This window comes from Sulfitobacter sp. SBS6, from assembly GCF_048285585.1.
GTDB lineage: Bacteria > Pseudomonadota > Alphaproteobacteria > Rhodobacterales > Rhodobacteraceae > Sulfitobacter > Sulfitobacter pontiacus.
The window spans coordinates 880,530-897,738 of sequence record NZ_JBLWBA010000005.1; the positions used below are offsets into that span (position 1 = coordinate 880,530).

A 17,209-nucleotide genomic window follows, 5' to 3' on the forward strand; every position below is an offset into this window, starting at 1 on the left:
TCACACCGCCTTCAGCTTGATCGCGGCGGATTTCACCGCCTCGCGAATACGGGGATAGGTGCCGCAACGACAGAGGTTCCCGCTCATCGCGGCGTCAATCTGGTCATCCGTAGGGGTCGGGTTCAGCTCGAGAAAAGAGGCGGCCTGCATGATCTGCCCCGATTGGCAGTAGCCGCATTGCGCGACCTGCAGGTCGATCCAGGCCTCCTGCACCGCATGGCGCACCGCCGGAGAGCCCAATCCTTCGATGGTGGTAATCTCGCCCTCGACATCGCCCGCGGCCAACTGGCACGACCGGACCGCGATCCCGTCCATATGCACGGTGCAGGCCCCGCATTGCGCGATCCCGCAGCCGTATTTCGGGCCGGTGATCCCCAGAACGTCGCGCAAGACCCAGAGCATGGGCATGTCTTCCTCGACGTCCACATCATGGGTCACGCCATTTACTGTAAGTTTCATGCCTTGTCTCCCGACGTTCACTCTATAAATACCAGCGGGATCGGGGTGGTAAACCCAATCTGTCCCGCATCCCTTCGTGCCCTCACGTCAAAACATCGTGTCACGAGGGGGTTCAGAAAACATAAAACGCCGCCCCCGTGAGGACGGCGTTTGTCGCAAGTTTTACGAATGCGCGCCTAGAATTCAACGACGGCGCGAATGGATTCACCTTTGTGCATCAATTCGAACCCTTCGTTGATCTGATCCAGCGTCAGCTTGTGGGTGATCATCGGGTCGATCTCGATCTTGCCGTTCATGTACCAATCCACGATCTTGGGCACATCGGTGCGGCCCTTGGCCCCGCCGAATGCCGTGCCTTTCCAGACGCGGCCCGTGACCAGCTGGAACGGACGTGTCGAGATTTCGGCCCCCGCCGGTGCGACGCCGATTATGATCGACTCCCCCCAGCCCTTATGCGCGGCTTCAAGCGCCTGCCGCATGACCTTGGTATTGCCTGTGGCATCAAAGGTGTAATCCGCGCCGCCCTTGGTCAGCTCGACCAGATGCGCGACCATATCGCCCTCGACCTTGGTGGGGTTCACAAAGTCGGTCATGCCGAAGTAGCGGCCTGTCTCTTCCTTTTCGTCGTTCAGATCGACGCCGACGATCTGGTCGGCCCCCGCCATGCGCAGGCCCTGAATGACGTTCAGCCCGATGCCGCCCAGGCCAAAGACCACGCAGCGCGCGCCGATCTCTACCTTGGCGGTGTTGATCACCGCGCCGATGCCCGTGGTCACACCGCAGCCGATATAGCAGATCTTGTCAAAGGGCGCGTCCTTGCGGACCTTGGCAAGGGCGATCTCAGGGATGACCGTGTGATTGGCGAAGGTCGAACAGCCCATGTAGTGGTGGATCGGCGTGCCATCCATCATCGAGAACCGCGTGGTGCCATCGGGCAGCAGCCCTTGGCCTTGGGTCACGCGGATCGCCTGGCAGAGGTTGGTTTTACCCGACAGGCAATATTCACACTCGCGGCATTCGGGCGTGTAAAGCGGGATCACATGATCGCCGACCTCGAGCGTGGTGACGCCCTCGCCGACCTCAAGCACGACGCCTGCGCCCTCGTGGCCCAGAATGGCCGGGAAAATCCCTTCGGGGTCGTCGCCCGAACGGGTGAATTCATCGGTGTGGCACAGGCCGGTGGCCTTGATTTCGATCAGGACTTCACCCCGCTTGGGGCCTTCGAGATTTACGTCCATCACTTCAAGCGGTTGCCCTGCGGCAACGGCGACGGCGGCGCGTGTTTTCATCATAAGAAGCGTCCTTTTGCTGTTTCGGCCAAAAGGACGAAAAAGCGCTGCGATGTCAAGGTCAGGGGGATGCCGGACAGGCATAAGGGGGCGCTGCCCCCGGCACCGCATTGCGGCCCCTCCCCCGGGATTTCCATCCATTTGGAAGGGCGGATATGCGTTTGCGCGCCGCGTGTTTTTCCTGTCCAATCGGTAGCGCGACAATGAACACCCACCGTGACCGAGGAGAAGAACATGGCCGACCGAACCGAGATCGGTATGACCACCCGCCGCGCCGTTTTGGGCGATGCCCATGTGGACCGCGCTGAAGCCGCCAAGACCGAGCTGGACGCGCCGTTCCAAAGTCTGATCACCGAAAGCGCCTGGGGCACCGTCTGGGCCAGCGACAAGATCAGCCGCCGCGAACGGTCGATGCTGACCTTGGCACTGCTGGCGGCGACCGGCAATTTCGAGGAAATCCCCATGCATATCCGCGCCACCGCCAATACCGGCGCCAGCAAATCCGATGTGATCGAGGCGTTCCAGCATGTTGCCATTTATGCGGGGGTGCCAAAGGCGAACCATGCGCTTAAACTCGCCAAACAGACCTTTCAGGAAATGGAAGCCGCCGAATGACCGATCAGAACGGAGCGTTCTTTCACCGTGACCGCAGCTGGCACCCGCCCGCGCTGGCACCGGCCTATAAGACATCGGTGGTGCGGTCGCCGCAAAAGGGGCTGATCTCGATGAATACCACGCTGAGTGAGCAGACCGGCCCGGTCTTTGGCCACAATATGCTGGGGGCGTTGGATAATGACCTGATCCTCAACTACGCCGCCGAGGGCGAAATGGCGATTGGCCAGCGGATCATCGTGCATGGTCGTGTGCTCGACCAGAACGGGCGCGGTGTGCCTGGTGTGTTGCTTGAATTCTGGCAAGCCAATGCGGGCGGACGCTATCGCCACAAGAAAGAGGGCTATCTTGCCCCGCTCGACCCCAATTTTGGTGGGTGTGGCCGCACGGTGACCGATGCGAACGGCGGCTATAGCCTGCGCACAGTCAAACCGGGTGCCTACCCCTGGCCCAATGGGGTGAATGACTGGCGCCCTGCGCATATCCATTTTTCCGTTTTCGGACAGGGTTTTGCGCAGCGCTTGATCACGCAGATGTATTTTGAGGGCGATCCGCTGATCTGGAAATGCCCCATCGTGCAGACGATCCCGTCGCGCGCCGCGGTAGAGCAGTTGATCGCGCCGTTGGACATGGACAATACCGTGCCTATGGATGCGCGGGCCTATAAATTCGACATCGTGCTCAGGGGGCACCGGTCCACCATGTTTGAAAACCGGATGGAGGGGAACTGATGCAAGAGCTGACCCAGTTGAAAGAAAGCCCGTCGCAGACCGCAGGGCCCTATGTGCATATCGGCTGCGTGCCGAATTTTTGCGACATCACTGGCGTCTACCCCGAGGATCTGGGCGCGCGTATGGTCAATGCCGAGACCAAAGGTGAACGGATCACGGTGAAGGGCACGATCTATGACGGCACCGGTACGCCGCTGAAAGACGCGCTGGTCGAGATCTGGCAGGCCGATGCGGCGGGGCTGTATCCGGGCAATGACCCCCGTGGGGCCGCCGATCCGAACTTTACCGGATGGGGCCGCCAGGCGGGCGATTATGACACCGGCGAATGGCAGTTCGACACCATCCGCCCCGGTGCCGTGCCCTTTCCCGACGGGCGTATGATGGCCCCGCATATCAGCTTGTGGATCGTCGCGCGCGGGATCAATATCGGTTTGAATACACGTATGTATTTCCCCGATGCCGATAACAGCGCCGACCCGCTGCTGACCCGTATTGAACATCAAAACCGCGTTGCGACCCTGATCGCGGAGAAAGAAGCCGATGGCGTCTATCGGTTTGATATTTACCTTCAGGGCGAGAAAGAAACAGTATTCCTAGATGTCTGATCCATGCATTCTTTGCGTTGCCATCACCGGCAGCGTACCGACCAAAGCCGCCAACCCCGCCGTGCCCGTCACGATCACCGAGCAGATTGAAAGCACCCACGAAGCCTTTGAAGCCGGGGCAAGCATCTGCCACGCCCATGTGCGCAATGACGACGAGACGCCCTCCTCTGACCCAGAGAAATTCGCGCGGTTGAAAGAGGGGCTGGAGAAACACTGCCCCGGGATGATCATCCAGTTCTCGACCGGCGGGCGGTCAGGTGCGGGCAAGGCGCGCGGCGGCATGCTGTCACTGCGGCCTGATATGGCCTCGCTGTCGGTGGGGTCGAACAATTTCCCCACCCGCGTCTACGAGAACCCGCCGGATCTGGTGGATTGGCTGGCGTCCGAAATGCGCGCCCATGAGGTTGTGCCCGAGATCGAAGCCTTCGATCTGAGCCACATCCTGCAGGCGATCCAGCATCACAAGGACGGCAAGCTGTTCGGGCGGCTTTATGTGCAATTCGTCATGGGGGTGAAAAACGCCATGCCCACGGATAAAGAGGTTTTTGACTTTTACGTCGCGCAGTTGAAGGCCCGCGCGCCTGAGGCCGCGTGGTGTGCCGCAGGGATCGGGCCGAACCAGATCGTCGTAAACGAATGGGCGATTGCGGCGGGCGGTCACACGCGGGCCGGCCTGGAAGACAACGTGCGTCTGGACCGTAACACGCTCGCCCCATCCAACGCGGCGCTGATCAAACGCGCGGCGGATCTATGCGAGAAATACGAACGCCCCGTGGCGACCTGGCAGCAGGCGCGCGACATTCTGGGGCTGCGCAGCGTCGCAGGATAACCGCTGTCGCCTCGTGCTTACATAAAGTCTCAAGCCGGCGCGGCATCGCCTGTGGCAAAGATTGACTTGCCCTGACCCGCATGAGAGTCATTTGCCCAACCTTTGATATCCTGACCCAAGGGACCGCCCGCCCGTGACACGTATCCTTGCCGTAACCTGCATGCGCAACGAAGGGCCCTATTGCCTTGAATGGATCGCGCATCACCGCGCGGCGGGGGTGACGGATTTTCTGATCTTTACCCATGATTGCACCGATGGCACGCCGGCCCTGCTGGACCTGCTGGATGATGTGACCCATGTGCCCTTCACCCCGGAGGGCGACACATCGGTGCAATGGCAGGCCATGCGTCTGGCCGACCGCCATGACCTGATGAAACAGGCCGATTGGGCGCTGTTTTTTGACGCGGATGAGTTTCTAACCCTCGCAGCACCGATGCGCAGGCTGCCCGATCTGATCGCCTCTGTCCCCGCGGATACCGACGCGATTGCCCTGCCTTGGCGGTTTTTCGGCGCGGACGGGCAAGAGGCGTTGCAAGATAATCTCACCCCGCTGCGGTTTCGTCATGCGGCCCCTGATCCGTTCTTTCTGCCTGCGGGAAGCTTCTTCAAGACCCTGCACCGGCCCGCTGCCTTTCAGAAGCTCGGCGTGCATCGGCCCAAGAAAAAGCGCGATGTCAGCCCGCTGTGGAATCTCGGCGGTGTTCAGGGCGCCCCCGGGGGCTTTGCCGAAACTGACAACCGGATCAACTTGTTCGGCGTGATGCAGACCCAAGCGCGGGCGCGGCTGAACCACTATTCCCTGCGCTCGGCGGGCGAGTTTATGGTCAAACGCGGGCGCGGTCTTCCCAACCGGACGACAAAGCGGCTGGATCTGCATTACTGGGCGGAGCGTAATTTCAACACCGTGACTGACACGATGATTGACCCGATGCTGGACGCAACAATGGCAGAGGTCACCCGCCTGCGCGCCCTACCCGGTGTCGCCAATGCGCACGCGCAGGTGGTGCAGTGGCACCATGACAGCTTTGCCGCATTGATGACCGATCCGGCCGAGGTGCAATTCTACTGGCATCTGCTGTTGCTGGGCGGCAGCACCCCACCCACGGCAAAGCAGGCACAGGCCCATCTGCTGCGCCACGCGGGCAGATAAGCCCCGTTACATCTGACACCACGACATAAAAAAGGGCGCGACCGGATACCGGCCGCGCCCTTGGCACTCGTTACCTACCCTTAGGCGAGGTCAAAACGGTCGAGGTTCATCACCTTGGTCCAGGCGGCGATGAAGTCGGTCACGAATTTGTCTTTCGCGACATCACCTGCGTAGACCTCTGCAATCGCGCGCAGCTGCGAGTTCGACCCGAAAAGCAGATCAACAGCGGTCCCGGTGTGCTTCAGCTCACCCGTGGCGCGGTCGCGGCCTTCATAGATGTCGTCCGTCGCGGTCTCTTCCGCCTTCGACCACACGGTGCCCATATCCAGCAGCGTGGTGAAGAAGTCGTTGTTCAGCGTGCCGGGCGCATCGGTGAACACGCCGTGTTTGGCGCGGCCCACGTTCACGTCCAGTGCACGCATCCCCCCGACCAGAACCGTCATCTCTGGCGCGGTCAGCGTCAGAAGCTGGGCGCGGTCGACCAGCAGCTCTGCCGTGGTGACCGAATAGCGGGTCTTGGCAAAGTTGCGGAAACCGTCGGTGACGGGTTCAAGATAGGCAACCGAGTCAACCTCGGTCTGTTCAAGCGAGGCATCGCCGCGGCCCGGTGCGAAGGGCACGGTCACGTCATGGCCCGCGTCCTTGGCGGCTTTCTCGATCCCGGCGGCACCGGCCAGCACGATCAGGTCAGCGACAGAGATTTCTTTATCCCCCGACTGCGCGTTGTTGAAGTCTGCGCGGATCGTTTCCAGCACGCCAAGCACTTTGGCCAACTGATCGGGTTCGTTCACTGGCCAGTCTTTCTGCGGTGCCAGACGGATGCGCGCGCCATTTGCACCGCCGCGCTTGTCGGACCCGCGGAAGGTCGCGGCAGAGCCCCAAGCGGTGGCCACCAGTTCCTGAACGCTCAGCCCCGACTCCAGCACTTTGGCTTTCAGCGATGCCACATCTGCGTCATCGACCAGCGTATGCGTCACGGCGGGGATCGGGTCCTGCCAGATCAGCTCTTCGCTGGGAACGTCCTTGCCGAGATAGCGGGCAATCGGTCCCATGTCGCGGTGGGTCAGCTTGAACCATGCACGGGCAAATGCGTCGGCAAATTCCTCGGGGTTTTCGTGAAAACGCGTCGAGATTTTAAAATACTCGGGGTCTTCGCGCAGCGCGAGGTCGGAGGTGAACATGATAGGCGCGTGACGTTTGGACGGATCATGCGCATCCGGCACGGTGCCTGCGGCGTCGCCGTTCTTTGGGGTCCACTGTACGGCACCGGCAGGGCTTTTGGTCATTTCCCATTCGAGCCCCAGCAGGTTGTCGAAGTAAGTCATGTCCCAGCTTGTCGGAGTTTGCGACCATGCGCCTTCAAGCCCGCTGGTCAGGGCGTGGATGCCGTGGCCGGTCTCGTGCTTGTTGGTCCAGCCGAAGCCCTGTGCTTCCAATGGCGAGGCTTCGGGATCGGGGCCGGCATTCTCGCCGCCCACGGCACCATGCGCCTTACCAAAGGTGTGACCACCCGCGATCAGCGCGACGGTTTCATAGTCGTTCATTGCCATCCGGCCAAAGGTGTCGCGGATGTCATTGGCAGAGCCTTGCAGATCGGGTTTGCCGTCCGGCCCTTCGGGGTTCACATAGATCAGGCCCATCTGCACAGCGGCCAGCGGGTCTTCCAACGCGCGTTCCTGGCTGTAGCGTTTGTTGCCCAGCCATTCGTCTTCGGGGCCCCAATAGACATCCTCTTCGGGTTCCCAACGGTCCACGCGGCCACCGGCGAAACCGAATGTTTTCAGCCCCATCGATTCCAGCGCGATATTGCCGCACAGGATGATCAGGTCACCCCAAGAAATCTGGTTGCCGTATTTTTGCTTGATCGGCCACAGCAGGCGGCGCGCCTTGTCGAGGTTGGCGTTATCCGGCCAGCTGTTGAGCGGCGCGAAACGCTGCGTGCCCGTGCTGGACCCGCCACGGCCATCCGCCGTCCGGTAGGTGCCTGCCGCGTGCCATGCCATACGAATGAAAAACGGGCCATAGTGACCGTAGTCCGCGGGCCACCAGTCTTGCGAATCCGTCATCAGCGCATGCAGGTCAGCCTTGACCGCGTCAACGTCGAGCTTCTCGAACTCTTCGGCATAGTCAAAGTCTGGCCCAAGCGGGTTCGAATCGATGGTGTTCTGGTGCAGCAGCTTGAGGTTCAGCTGGTTCGGCCACCATTCGTTCAACGACCGCGCACCGCGCTTTGAGTTGCGGCCGTGGCTGCCGACGACCGGGCATTTGCTGATGTTTTCGACGTCATTTCCGTCCATGGTGGTCTCCGATATTATCTGTCTGGTGCGCGGTTTTGCACCGCGTCACGGGGGATGGATGTCGGGGGCGCGATACGGTCTGCCCCGTCTTTCTGGAATTGTTCTAACAGCAGTTATTGATTAGTTTAAGTTGGCATTTCCTATCAGTTTGATAATAATTAACTATGACCAACATCACCCTTAAACAGCTTCGCTACTTCGAGGCCGTTGCCCATCACCGTCACTTTGGCCACGCCGCCGAGGCCTGCGCGATCTCGCAGCCCGCCTTATCCGTGCAAATCAAGGAGTTGGAGCAGAACTTGCAAACGCCTCTCTTTGATCGCGGCGGGCGGAATATCACGTTGACCAGCTTTGGCGTCGATTTCGCGCCGCGCGCGCGGGCGATCCTGCAGGGGGTGGACGAGCTTCAGGATATGGCGCGCGCCTCCAAGGACGGGCTGATGGGCCGGCTGAGAATCGGCATCATTCCCACCATCGGCCCCTATCTGCTGCCCTCGATCATCACCAAGCTGACCCGGATGAACCCCGCGCTGGATATCCACGTGCGCGAAACCATGACCCCGCGGCTGATCACCGAGCTGACCGAGGGGCGGATCGACACCGCCATCGTCGCCCTGCCCGTGTCAGAACCCTCGCTCACCGAAGTCACCCTGTTTGACGAGAAATTCATGCTGGTGCGCCCCGAGGCTGATCGCGGCAAGCCGATCCCCAGCAGCGCACATCTGAACGAGATGAAGTTACTGCTGCTTGAGGAAGGGCATTGCTTTCGCGATCAGGCGCTGTCGTTTTGCGATATGCAGTCGGAAACCGCGCGCGAGGGGCTGGATGCGAGCTCCCTGTCCACGCTGGTGCAGATGGTCGGCGCGGGCATTGGCGTGACGCTGATCCCCGAGATGGCCGTCGCCGTGGAAACGCGGTCGGCGCAGGTGGCGGTCAACGCCTTTCCCGCGCCCGAACCGACGCGCCGTGTGGGGATGATCTGGCGCAAGACCAGCCCGCTGGCCAGCAAACTGTCCGAAATCGCCGACCTGATCCGCCCGAGCTAAGCGGGCGGATTATCCTTTCATCGCGGTATCAGCCCAACCGCGCCAGCAGCTCGCGCGACGGGTCACCGGTTGCGGGCAGCCCCTGGCTTTGCTGATAGGCGGTGATCGCCTTGCGGCTGTTCGGGCCAATCACACCATCGGTGCCGTCTGTGTCAAAACCGCGGGCGGTCAGCCGTTCTTGCAACGCCTTGCGGTCATCAATGGTCAGCCCGTATTTATCGGGGCCAAAGCTGGCCTGAATAGGCCCGCCCCCTACGATACGATCCGATAGATGCCCGACGCCAATCGCGTAATTGTCCGAGTTGTTATAGCGCTTGATCGCCTTGAAGTTGTTAAAGATCGCAAAGCGCGGCCCGCCCGCATCCGGCTGGAGGATCTGCACCGGCGTGGCAGAGCTTGCCGCCGCGGTGCCCATCTCTGCGCCCCATTTCTGGCCGGACTTCCAGCCCGACTTCGCCAGATAGGCGGCGGTGGAAGCAAGTGAATCCGACGGGTCGTCAGACCAGATGTCGCGTTTGCCGTCGCCGGTGAAATCTACCGCGAAGGATTGATAGGATGTGGGGATGAACTGCGTGTGGCCCATGGCACCGGCCCAGCTTCCGGTCAGACCGGCAGTCGAGACATCGCCGCGCTCAAGGATACGCAGCGCCGCGATCAGTTGTTTCTCGAAAAAGGCCCCGCGACGACCGTCATAGGCCAGCGTCGATGTCGCCGACACGACCGGCACATTCCCGCGCCGTTCCCCGTAAAAGCTTTCCAGCCCCCACACGGCGGTGACGACTTCGGCAGGCACGCCGTAGCGCGCCTCTATCTGGCGCAGCACGCCTTGGTGGCGCGCGAATGCTGCGCGCCCCTTGGTGACACGCTCGTCCGATGCCGCAATGGCAAGGTAATCTTCAAGCGAGCGGCTGAATTCCGTCTGGTTACGGTCCCGTTTGACGACCCCCGGCAGATAGCCCGCCCCCGCAAAGCCGCGACGCAGCGTGCTGTCGGAAATGCCCTGCGCCGCAGCGCGTGACTTGAACGCCGAAACCCACGCGTCATAGCCCGCGTTCGGTTGGGGTTGCAGGTCCGGTGCCAGCCCCGCATCGCTGCGCGGCGCAAAGCTGCCTGCCCTGTTGCCGGTGCTACAGGCCGCAAGGCCCAATGCTGCCAATCCGACGGTGAAACTTCTTCGAGAAATGCTCATACTGCCCGCGCCCTTGTTTGTTATGACTTCGGCATAGAATAGCCGAAGCACGGGGGCGGGCAAAGCGGATGATACGCCTTGGCAAAGCTTTGCCTATTTGGTCGGCACAAAGAGCGGCACAGTCGACATCGACATTTTGGCAGATCCGTTCTGCACATCGCGCGCGTGGCTGATATAGACCAAGGTGTTGTTTTCTTCGTCGAAAATCCGTTTGACCTTCAGCGTCTTGAAGATCACGGAGCGGCGCTCGCTGAACACCGTCTCGCCCTCTTCATCGCGCGAGATGTCCCCAATCTCGATCGGGCCGGTCTGGCGGCAAGAGATGGAGGAATTCGACGGGTCCTCGAACCAATTACCCTTTTGCAGCCGGTCGATCAGACCGCGTTCAAAATAGGCCAGATGGCAGGTGACCCCCTTGACCTCGGGGTCTTGGACCGCCTCTACCACGATGTCATTGCCCAGCCAGTCCACATCGACATTGCCCACCACATCAGCGGTAGCTGCAAGAGGAAGGGCAAAGCCAAGGGCGGCAATGGGGGCGAAGGCGGCGCGTTTGAAAATACTCATGCATCCATACGCGCGGCGTGCCTGTTGGTTCCCGCGTCGTGGCAAGAAAAGCCCCAGCACGCGCAGATCAGGTGACCCGCGTCCAGAACCCCGCCTTATGGGCATAGCGTTTGCGCAGGCGCCGGACAAAGGCGTCGTGGCTTTCGAAAGCTCCGTAATCCTCGATCTCGATATCCGCGGCGGCGCAGTCCATCAGGTGATCTGCCGCCTGCGCGTACCGCGACTTGGCGCTTTCCCACAGCGCGGCTTCGATCATGGCGCGCCAACACAGCGCTGCCGCCAGAGGATGGCGCGCCCGCAGCGCATCGGCGGCATCACAGAGTGGGGCGACATGGGTGCCATTCAACGTCTCGGCGCGCGCTTCGATCATCGCTGCAAGCCCGCGCAGGTCGGGCCACGCGAGGAAAAAGGCGATCGCCGCGTTGAGATCCTTGAACGTGGCCGCATGGGCCTTGGCGGCCTCCTCTACTTCAAGGTCATCGAAATCCGGTAGCTGTTTGAGGTGCGCCCGCAGCATCTCTGGGTCGAGCGTTTCGGTAAAACAGCGCCAGCGGTGGGCTTGCGCCTCGTCCTCGCGCCCCGATGCGATCAGCGCGTGGATATAGGCCGCGTCCCATGCCTGCCGCCCCGCCTCTTTCCCCTTGGGGCGCGCGCCCTCAAGCACCTCACGCGCGGCATCGTGATTGCCAGCAGCCGACCAGAGCGCCGCCACCTCGACCGCGACAATGGCGCGCGCCAGATCGGTGGGTGAAAACAGCGAGATGTAGGTCTCCGTATCGCCCTGCGCCAAGGCCACCTCGCGCAGGTGCATCTGGACAAAGCGTTTCTTGCGTTGCGCGGCGTAGTTTGCATTGCGCCCGCGCAGTTCGCGCAGGAATTGCAAGGCGGGGTGATCCTCTGTCGCGTCCAGTGGCGCGGCCTCGAAGGTCTGGATCAGCTCCTTCAGATGTGCGAGCCCGCTGTCGCCCAAGGACGGGGCCATGCGCGTGATAATCCCGTCAAAAGCGCCGTCGGTATTCCCCTGCACCGCCTCCCACGTGCGTTCCGCCAGCGCGATCGGGTCCAGCGGGGCGCGGGCGGCAATCTGGCCGATCTCAGCAAGCGCGTCAGCAAAGACGGCCCCCACATCCCCCTTGCTGTCGTCCACCCGATCCATGACCGAAGGGGCGAGCGCTAGAAACTCCCACAGCAGGTCGAAGGCGTCGGCGGGGGCGTCTGGCGCGATCTTGTCGATGATCATCGCGGATTGGGTGCGCAGGTCTTTGATCAGCGCCGTCCGCTTGCGCCACCCGACATAGCTTTTGGCCCGCCGGATCGTGACCAGCCGCTTGCGCACATCGCGCGCGAGTTCAGCGGGGCCGAGGTTGTGGCTCAACTCAAGCCGCAGACGACGTTTCATATCGGCGCTGCCGGTGCTGACCTCGATCAACAGTTCGGCCAGCCGCTCCGCCCCTAGGGCGGCAAGATTTGCGGTGTTCAGGGTCTTTTTCGACATGGGCCCTTGCTACATCGGATTTGCGGCCGGTCAAAGGGGGCGCGCGGCTCGGACGCGTCAGGCAAAGAGATAGACGGTGACGCCCCAGCCCGCCAGTTCGGCCAGTTTCTGCATCGCGCCGATCACGTCGCCGGTCTGCCCGCCGATTTGCCGCAGCGCCAGCGCGGCCACCAGCGCGGTGGCCACGACGACCCCCGCAAAGATCACCGCCGCCGCGCCAAAGCCCAAGGGCAGCAGCCCAATCAAGCCAAAGGCGACCGCGATATAGACGCAAGTCGCCGGCACCTGCGCCGCGCCGTGCCCCAGCCCGTCGGCCCGCGCGGCAGGCATCCGCGCCAGCCAGAACGGCAGCATCGCGCGGCTGGCCATCGACAGACCAAGCGCGGCAGGCACGACCAGTGCAGGATGATCCAGCCGTGCGATCAGCGCCACCTGCAGCGCCACCGTCAGGATCAGGGCCATCACCCCGTAGCTGCCAATGCGGCTGTCGCGCATAATCTCGAGCTTGCGCGCGCGGGTCTGCCCGCCGCCGAACCCGTCGGCCATATCGGCCAGCCCGTCTTCGTGCATCGCGCCGGTCAGCAGTGTCGTGGCAAAGATCAGACCAAGGGACGCAACCGTCGGGCCAAAGCCCGCCGCGTGCAGCACCCAGTAGATCAGACCGGCAGGCAGCATCGCGACCGCCCCCGCCAAAGGCCAGCCCCAGGCCGAGGCTCCTGTCGCCGGGATCGGATCGCGCAGATATCCCACGGGGATACGGGTCAGCAGCAGCATCGCCAGCCGCGCCTCTGCCACCCGGGCGCGCAGCATCAGCCGTCCGCCACGCCGGCTTCGGCAAAGGTCGCCATGCCGCTGTGGCACGCCAGCGCCGAGCGCAGGATACCAAGCGCCAGCGCGGCGCCCGATCCTTCGCCCAACCGCATGTCGAAATCAAGCACGGCCGTCTTGCCGATCGCATCCAGCAGACGTTTATGCCCGGGCTCGACGCTCAGGTGCCCGATCAGACAATGGTCCAGCGCCGCAGGGGCCAGCGCGAAAAGCGGTGCGACAGAGGCGGTGCAGATGAACCCGTCAAGGATCACCGGAATACGCCGTTGCCGTGCGGCCAGCACCGCGCCGCAGATCGCCGCCTGCTCGCGCCCGCCCAAGGTCATCAGGATAGACGCCCCATCCTGCGGGGTAGCGGCGTGGCGGGCAAGTCCGCGGGTGATGGCGTCGACCTTGCGGCGCAGACCTTCGTCGTCCGAACCGGTGCCGCGCCCGACCCAATCTTGCACAGCCCCACCAAAGACCGCCGCCGTCAGCGCTGCCGCGACCGTCGAATTACCAATCCCCATTTCGCCCAGGATCAAGACACTGGCCGCCGGATGCAGCGCCGCCGCCCCCGCGTTGAGGGCCGCGACACAATCCGCCTCGCTCATCGCGGGGCCTTGTGTGAAATCGGCAGTGGGGCGGTCAAGGTCCAGGTCAATCACCGACAGCTGCGCGTCGTTGGTGCGGCACAGCTGGTTGATCGCAGCGCCCCCCGCCTTGAAGTTCTGCACCATCTGGGCAGTCACCTCTTGCGGGAAAGGGTTCACCCCCTGCGCGCAGATCCCGTGGTTACCGGCAAAGACGAGGGCCTGCGCCATGTCGATCTGCGGCATCGCCTGTTGCTGCCACCCCGCCATGAACACCGCCAGCTCCTCCAGCCGGCCCAGTGATCCGGGCGGTTTGGTCAGCGCATTCTGCCGGTCGCGCGCGGCGTCTTGAGCGACGGCATCAACCTGAGGCAAATCGCGGGTCAGCGCGTCAAGGTCGGACAGGGAAGTCAGGGGAAAAGTCACATGCGCCATGCAAAGGGGTCTCTTTCGTTTGGAAATCTATCGTATGTCGGGATCATGGGTCAGGCAAGCGAGGCCGGAGCCGACGCACTGCCCTTCAGCGTCAGGGGCAGACCACAGCTGACCAACACGACATGCCCCGCCACCGCTGCAATGCGCTGGTTCATCAGGCCCGAGGCATCGCGGTAGCGCCGTGCCAGCGCGGACATCGGCACGATGCCCCCGCCCACCTCATTCGTGACCAGCACCACCGGAGAGGACTGTGTGCGCAAGCTGTCCAGCACTTTTTCAAGCTCCGCCTGCCAGTCGCGTTCGGCATGCATCACGTTGGACAGCCACAGCGTCATGCAATCGACCAGCCGCGCGCCCGCCCCATCGGTGCGCATCAGCGCGCCGCGTAGATCAAGGGGCTCCTCCACCGTGTCCCAACCGTCACCGCGTTGCACCCTATGTGCGGCGATGCGGTCCTCCATCTCGGGGTCGAAGGCCTGGCTGGTGGCAATATAGACCAGCGGCAGCCCGTAGGCGCGTAGGTGGTTTTCGGCAAAAAGGCTCTTGCCCGATTTTGCTCCGCCGGTGACCAGCGTGATCTTGTCCATGATATCCGCCCTTTGCCAAGCGGGGCGCGGGCGAATGCCCTGCCCCGGTGGCGATCAGAATTCCACACCGGCCTGTGCGGCGATACCCTGTTTGCGGAAAGGATGTTTGATTTCCTTCATCTCGGTCACCAGATCCGCAATCTCGATCAAGGCGTCGGGCGCGTTGCGGCCGGTGATCACCACATGGGTCATATGCGGCTTCTCGGCCTGCAGGAAATCGACCACATCCTGCACGTCGATATAGCCATAGCGCAGCGCGATGTTGAGCTCGTCGAGCAGCACCATGCGGTTGTTGGGGTCGCGGATCAGCTCTTTGGCTTTTTCCCATGCGCGTCCGGCGGCGGCGATGTCGCGTTCGCGGTCTTGCGTGTCCCAGGTAAAGCCCTCGCCCATCACATAGACCTGACAGATGTCGCTAAAGCGGTCCTCAAGCAGTTGACGGTCCGCCGACACCCGTGCGCCCTTGATGAACTGCACCAGCGCGCAGGGGAACCCGTGCCCGATGCAGCGCATGATCATCCCGAAGGCAGAGCTGCTTTTACCCTTGCCGGTCCCGGTGTGGACGATGATCAACCCCTTGGTCACGGTCTTTTCCGCCATCATCTTGGCGCGGGCCGTCTGGACCTTCGCCATCTTTTCGGCGTGGCGCTTGTTCTGGTCTGGGGTGCTGTCGGTCATCTGTTATCTCTCCTCGTGGCGTATCTGGTTGCCTGCCCTGCGTACGTCTTGCACCGCCCGCAGCGCCAACGGCGTGCCGCAGACCCAATCGGGCGAGCTATACACCATTCTTCCGGTCTTGGCGTATTGTGCGAGCGCAGGATGTAGCATGATCTCTTCGGATCGGGAACCTCCGGGATAGGGTGTCGTGGTGACCAGAACATCGGGGGCGTTCATCACCAGTTCTTCCAGCGCCAGACGCCCGCTGGTCCGGCGTCCGAGTTTCTGCGAGAGGTTGCGCAGTCCGCCGGTGGTCACGATGTCGTGCCCCAAAGTATCCACCCCCAGCGAATAGCCGTTCGGGTAATAGAACGCCGCAACAGGGGCATCGGGGGCCAATGCGGGCTGTGCGGCCAATGTCTGTTCGACGTCGCGGGCCATCGCCTCTGCCCGCGCGGGCTGTTGCAAGAGGTCGCCCATCCACCGGATCTGCGCGGGAATATCGTCAAGCGCCTTGGTGATCGGCATCTGCTCTACCCGCAAGCCGAGGTGGCGCAGCATCGCGAGGGTCGCTTTGTCGGAGTATTGCCCCGCCAACACCAGATCCGGCGCGGAAAGGTATATTTCTTCAGCACCGCCCGCGTTCTGCGGATGTGCCGAGGCTTCCTGCGCCAACGACGACGATCGCGGATCGCGCGCCAATCGGCTGAGAGAGGTGATTTGATCAGAATCCGCCAGTAGCAGCACCATCTGGTCCGTGCACAGGTTCATCGACACCACACGGGGCAGGTCTGCGGCGCTGGCTGACGTGACGGCTATCAGGGCGGCCACCAGCCCCAGCAGCACCCGCCGCGCCGTCAAAGTGATCCGCCGGATCACGCGCCGTCTTTCAACGCGGTCTCCAACCGGGCCCAATCACCGGCCGGACCGGGCAGGCCCAGACGGATCCAGCTGTCGGAATAGGGGAAGATCCGCGACCAGATGTGATGTGCGGCCAAGGCGTTTTGCGCAGCCGTGGCTTCCGGCGTCGCGTAGGTGCGAAACAGCGGGGTGCCGCCTACCAGCCCCCACCCTGCCCGCGCCGCCATCGCATCCAATTGCGCCGCCTCTCCTTGCAGGCGCGCGGTGGTCTGCGCCGCCCAATTCGTGTCGTTCAGCGCGCGCAAGGCGACCTCTATCGCTATGCCGGAAACGGGCCATGGCCCCGTCATCGCGCGCAGCCTTTCGGCCAAAGGCTCTGCCGCCAGCACAAAACCCAAGCGCAGCCCCGCCAGCCCGTAGAACTTGCCAAAGGACCGCATCACAAGGATATTTTTCGGCAGTTCGGCCCCGCCGTGGACCAGCGACACCTCTGGATCAGGGTCGGCAAAGCTTTCATCCACGATCAACAGCTCGACCGTTTCGGCAAGCGCGCGCAAGGTGTCAGGGGCGTGGCGCTGCCCGTCGGGGTTGTTCGGGTTGACCACCACGGCAAGGGCATACCCTTCAAGCGCGGCAAGATCCGTGGCCTCGGTGATCTGCCAGCCTTCGGCCCGTAGTGCGGCGGCATGTTCATTATAGGTGGGCGACAGGATCGCGGCTTGCCCGGGCGCGATCAGGCGCGGCACCAGTTGGATCGCCGCCTGCGCCCCTGACACAGGCACAACAGCACAGCTTGCGTCATAGGCCCGCCGCGCGGCGTCTTCCAGCGCGCCAAGGGCACTGCGTTCGGGCAGACGGGTCCATGCCTCTGGCGAGATCGGCCCCACCGGATAGGGCACCGTGTTGATCCCCGTGGACAGATCGATCCAATCGGTGCGGTCGCCGCCGAACGCCTTGATCGCCCCATCCAGATTGCCGCCGTGGTCCCGCATCGCTTGCC

18 protein-coding genes are annotated in these 17,209 nt (G+C 62.8%); 6 read left to right on the top strand and 12 right to left on the bottom strand.

The genetic code is table 11. From position 1 onward, the window contains the following. Both ACNQ62_RS07695 and ACNQ62_RS07700 read right to left on the bottom strand, forming a co-directional pair. Positions 1-459 carry a (2Fe-2S)-binding protein gene (locus ACNQ62_RS07695; protein ID WP_005852225.1) on the bottom strand — a complete coding sequence of 153 codons (459 nt, stop codon included), beginning with the start codon at positions 457-459 and terminating at the stop codon, positions 1-3. Positions 460-635: 176 nt separating this feature from the next. Beyond that, positions 636-1,748, bottom strand: coding sequence for an S-(hydroxymethyl)glutathione dehydrogenase/class III alcohol dehydrogenase (locus ACNQ62_RS07700; protein WP_418094707.1), 1,113 nt, complete (start codon positions 1,746-1,748; stop codon positions 636-638). A 234-nt stretch (positions 1,749-1,982) separates the two neighbouring features. Here ACNQ62_RS07700 and pcaC point away from each other — a divergent pair, with 234 nt between their 5' ends. The 5 genes from pcaC to ACNQ62_RS07725 all read left to right on the top strand — a co-directional run bounded on the left by pcaC (position 1,983) and on the right by ACNQ62_RS07725 (position 5,675). Next, complete coding sequence (pcaC, locus tag ACNQ62_RS07705; RefSeq protein WP_037954272.1) at positions 1,983-2,363, top strand: 4-carboxymuconolactone decarboxylase; 381 nt, start codon at positions 1,983-1,985, stop codon at positions 2,361-2,363. Then, entirely contained in the window at positions 2,360-3,091 is a 732-nt protein-coding gene (gene pcaH, locus ACNQ62_RS07710) for a protocatechuate 3,4-dioxygenase subunit beta (RefSeq protein WP_418094550.1), read from the top strand. Before pcaC ends, pcaH begins: the two co-directional genes overlap by 4 nt. Beyond that, positions 3,091-3,696 carry a protocatechuate 3,4-dioxygenase subunit alpha gene (gene pcaG, locus ACNQ62_RS07715; RefSeq protein ID WP_317937843.1) on the top strand — a complete coding sequence of 202 codons (606 nt, stop codon included), beginning with the start codon at positions 3,091-3,093 and terminating at the stop codon, positions 3,694-3,696. Before pcaH ends, pcaG begins: the two co-directional genes overlap by 1 nt. Beyond that, the gene (locus tag ACNQ62_RS07720; RefSeq protein WP_418094551.1) at positions 3,689-4,525 is read left to right on the top strand and encodes a 3-keto-5-aminohexanoate cleavage protein; all 837 of its coding nucleotides are present in this window, start codon (positions 3,689-3,691) and stop codon (positions 4,523-4,525) included. The genes pcaG and ACNQ62_RS07720 overlap by 8 nt, the downstream gene beginning before the upstream one ends. A gap of 133 nt (positions 4,526-4,658) precedes the next feature. Next, positions 4,659-5,675: a glycosyltransferase family 2 protein gene (locus tag ACNQ62_RS07725; RefSeq protein ID WP_418094552.1), complete on the top strand. Its 1,017-nt coding sequence runs from the start codon at positions 4,659-4,661 to the stop codon at positions 5,673-5,675. An 80-nt stretch (positions 5,676-5,755) separates the two neighbouring features. On the opposite strand, the gene katG is transcribed toward ACNQ62_RS07725, so the two are convergent. Beyond that, complete coding sequence (gene katG, locus ACNQ62_RS07730; RefSeq protein ID WP_418094553.1) at positions 5,756-7,972, bottom strand: catalase/peroxidase HPI; 2,217 nt, start codon at positions 7,970-7,972, stop codon at positions 5,756-5,758. A 164-nt stretch (positions 7,973-8,136) separates the two neighbouring features. Here katG and ACNQ62_RS07735 point away from each other — a divergent pair, with 164 nt between their 5' ends. Then, positions 8,137-9,018, top strand: coding sequence for a hydrogen peroxide-inducible genes activator (locus ACNQ62_RS07735; protein ID WP_009826441.1), 882 nt, complete (start codon positions 8,137-8,139; stop codon positions 9,016-9,018). Between the two features lie 28 nt (positions 9,019-9,046). On the opposite strand, the gene ACNQ62_RS07740 is transcribed toward ACNQ62_RS07735, so the two are convergent. The 9 genes from ACNQ62_RS07740 to cobD form a co-directional block, all read right to left on the bottom strand. Beyond that, positions 9,047-10,207, bottom strand: a complete 1,161-nt coding sequence (locus ACNQ62_RS07740) for a lytic murein transglycosylase (protein WP_418094554.1) — start codon at positions 10,205-10,207, stop codon at positions 9,047-9,049. A 93-nt stretch (positions 10,208-10,300) separates the two neighbouring features. Further along, on the bottom strand, positions 10,301-10,774 hold the full coding sequence (locus tag ACNQ62_RS07745; RefSeq protein ID WP_418094555.1) for a CreA family protein: 474 nt from the start codon (positions 10,772-10,774) through the stop codon (positions 10,301-10,303). A gap of 67 nt (positions 10,775-10,841) precedes the next feature. Next, entirely contained in the window at positions 10,842-12,269 is a 1,428-nt protein-coding gene (locus ACNQ62_RS07750; RefSeq protein ID WP_418094556.1) for a DUF6880 family protein, read from the bottom strand. Between the two features lie 57 nt (positions 12,270-12,326). After that, positions 12,327-13,079, bottom strand: coding sequence for an adenosylcobinamide-GDP ribazoletransferase (locus ACNQ62_RS07755; RefSeq protein ID WP_037943715.1), 753 nt, complete (start codon positions 13,077-13,079; stop codon positions 12,327-12,329). Further along, positions 13,079-14,104 carry a nicotinate-nucleotide--dimethylbenzimidazole phosphoribosyltransferase gene (gene cobT / locus ACNQ62_RS07760; protein ID WP_289081951.1) on the bottom strand — a complete coding sequence of 342 codons (1,026 nt, stop codon included), beginning with the start codon at positions 14,102-14,104 and terminating at the stop codon, positions 13,079-13,081. Before cobT ends, ACNQ62_RS07755 begins: the two co-directional genes overlap by 1 nt. A 50-nt stretch (positions 14,105-14,154) precedes the next feature. Then, the gene (cobU, locus tag ACNQ62_RS07765; protein WP_418094557.1) at positions 14,155-14,691 is read right to left on the bottom strand and encodes a bifunctional adenosylcobinamide kinase/adenosylcobinamide-phosphate guanylyltransferase; all 537 of its coding nucleotides are present in this window, start codon (positions 14,689-14,691) and stop codon (positions 14,155-14,157) included. 54 nt (positions 14,692-14,745) lie between these two features. Continuing rightward, a complete protein-coding gene (gene cobO / locus ACNQ62_RS07770; RefSeq protein ID WP_037943712.1) occupies positions 14,746-15,369 on the bottom strand; it encodes a cob(I)yrinic acid a,c-diamide adenosyltransferase in 624 nt (207 codons plus the stop codon). 3 nt (positions 15,370-15,372) lie between these two features. Next, on the bottom strand, positions 15,373-16,227 hold the full coding sequence (locus ACNQ62_RS07775) for an ABC transporter substrate-binding protein (RefSeq protein ID WP_418094558.1): 855 nt from the start codon (positions 16,225-16,227) through the stop codon (positions 15,373-15,375). After that, on the bottom strand, positions 16,224-17,201 hold the full coding sequence (gene cobD, locus ACNQ62_RS07780; protein ID WP_418094559.1) for a threonine-phosphate decarboxylase CobD: 978 nt from the start codon (positions 17,199-17,201) through the stop codon (positions 16,224-16,226). Before cobD ends, ACNQ62_RS07775 begins: the two co-directional genes overlap by 4 nt. Positions 17,202-17,209: the final 8 nt, after the last annotated feature.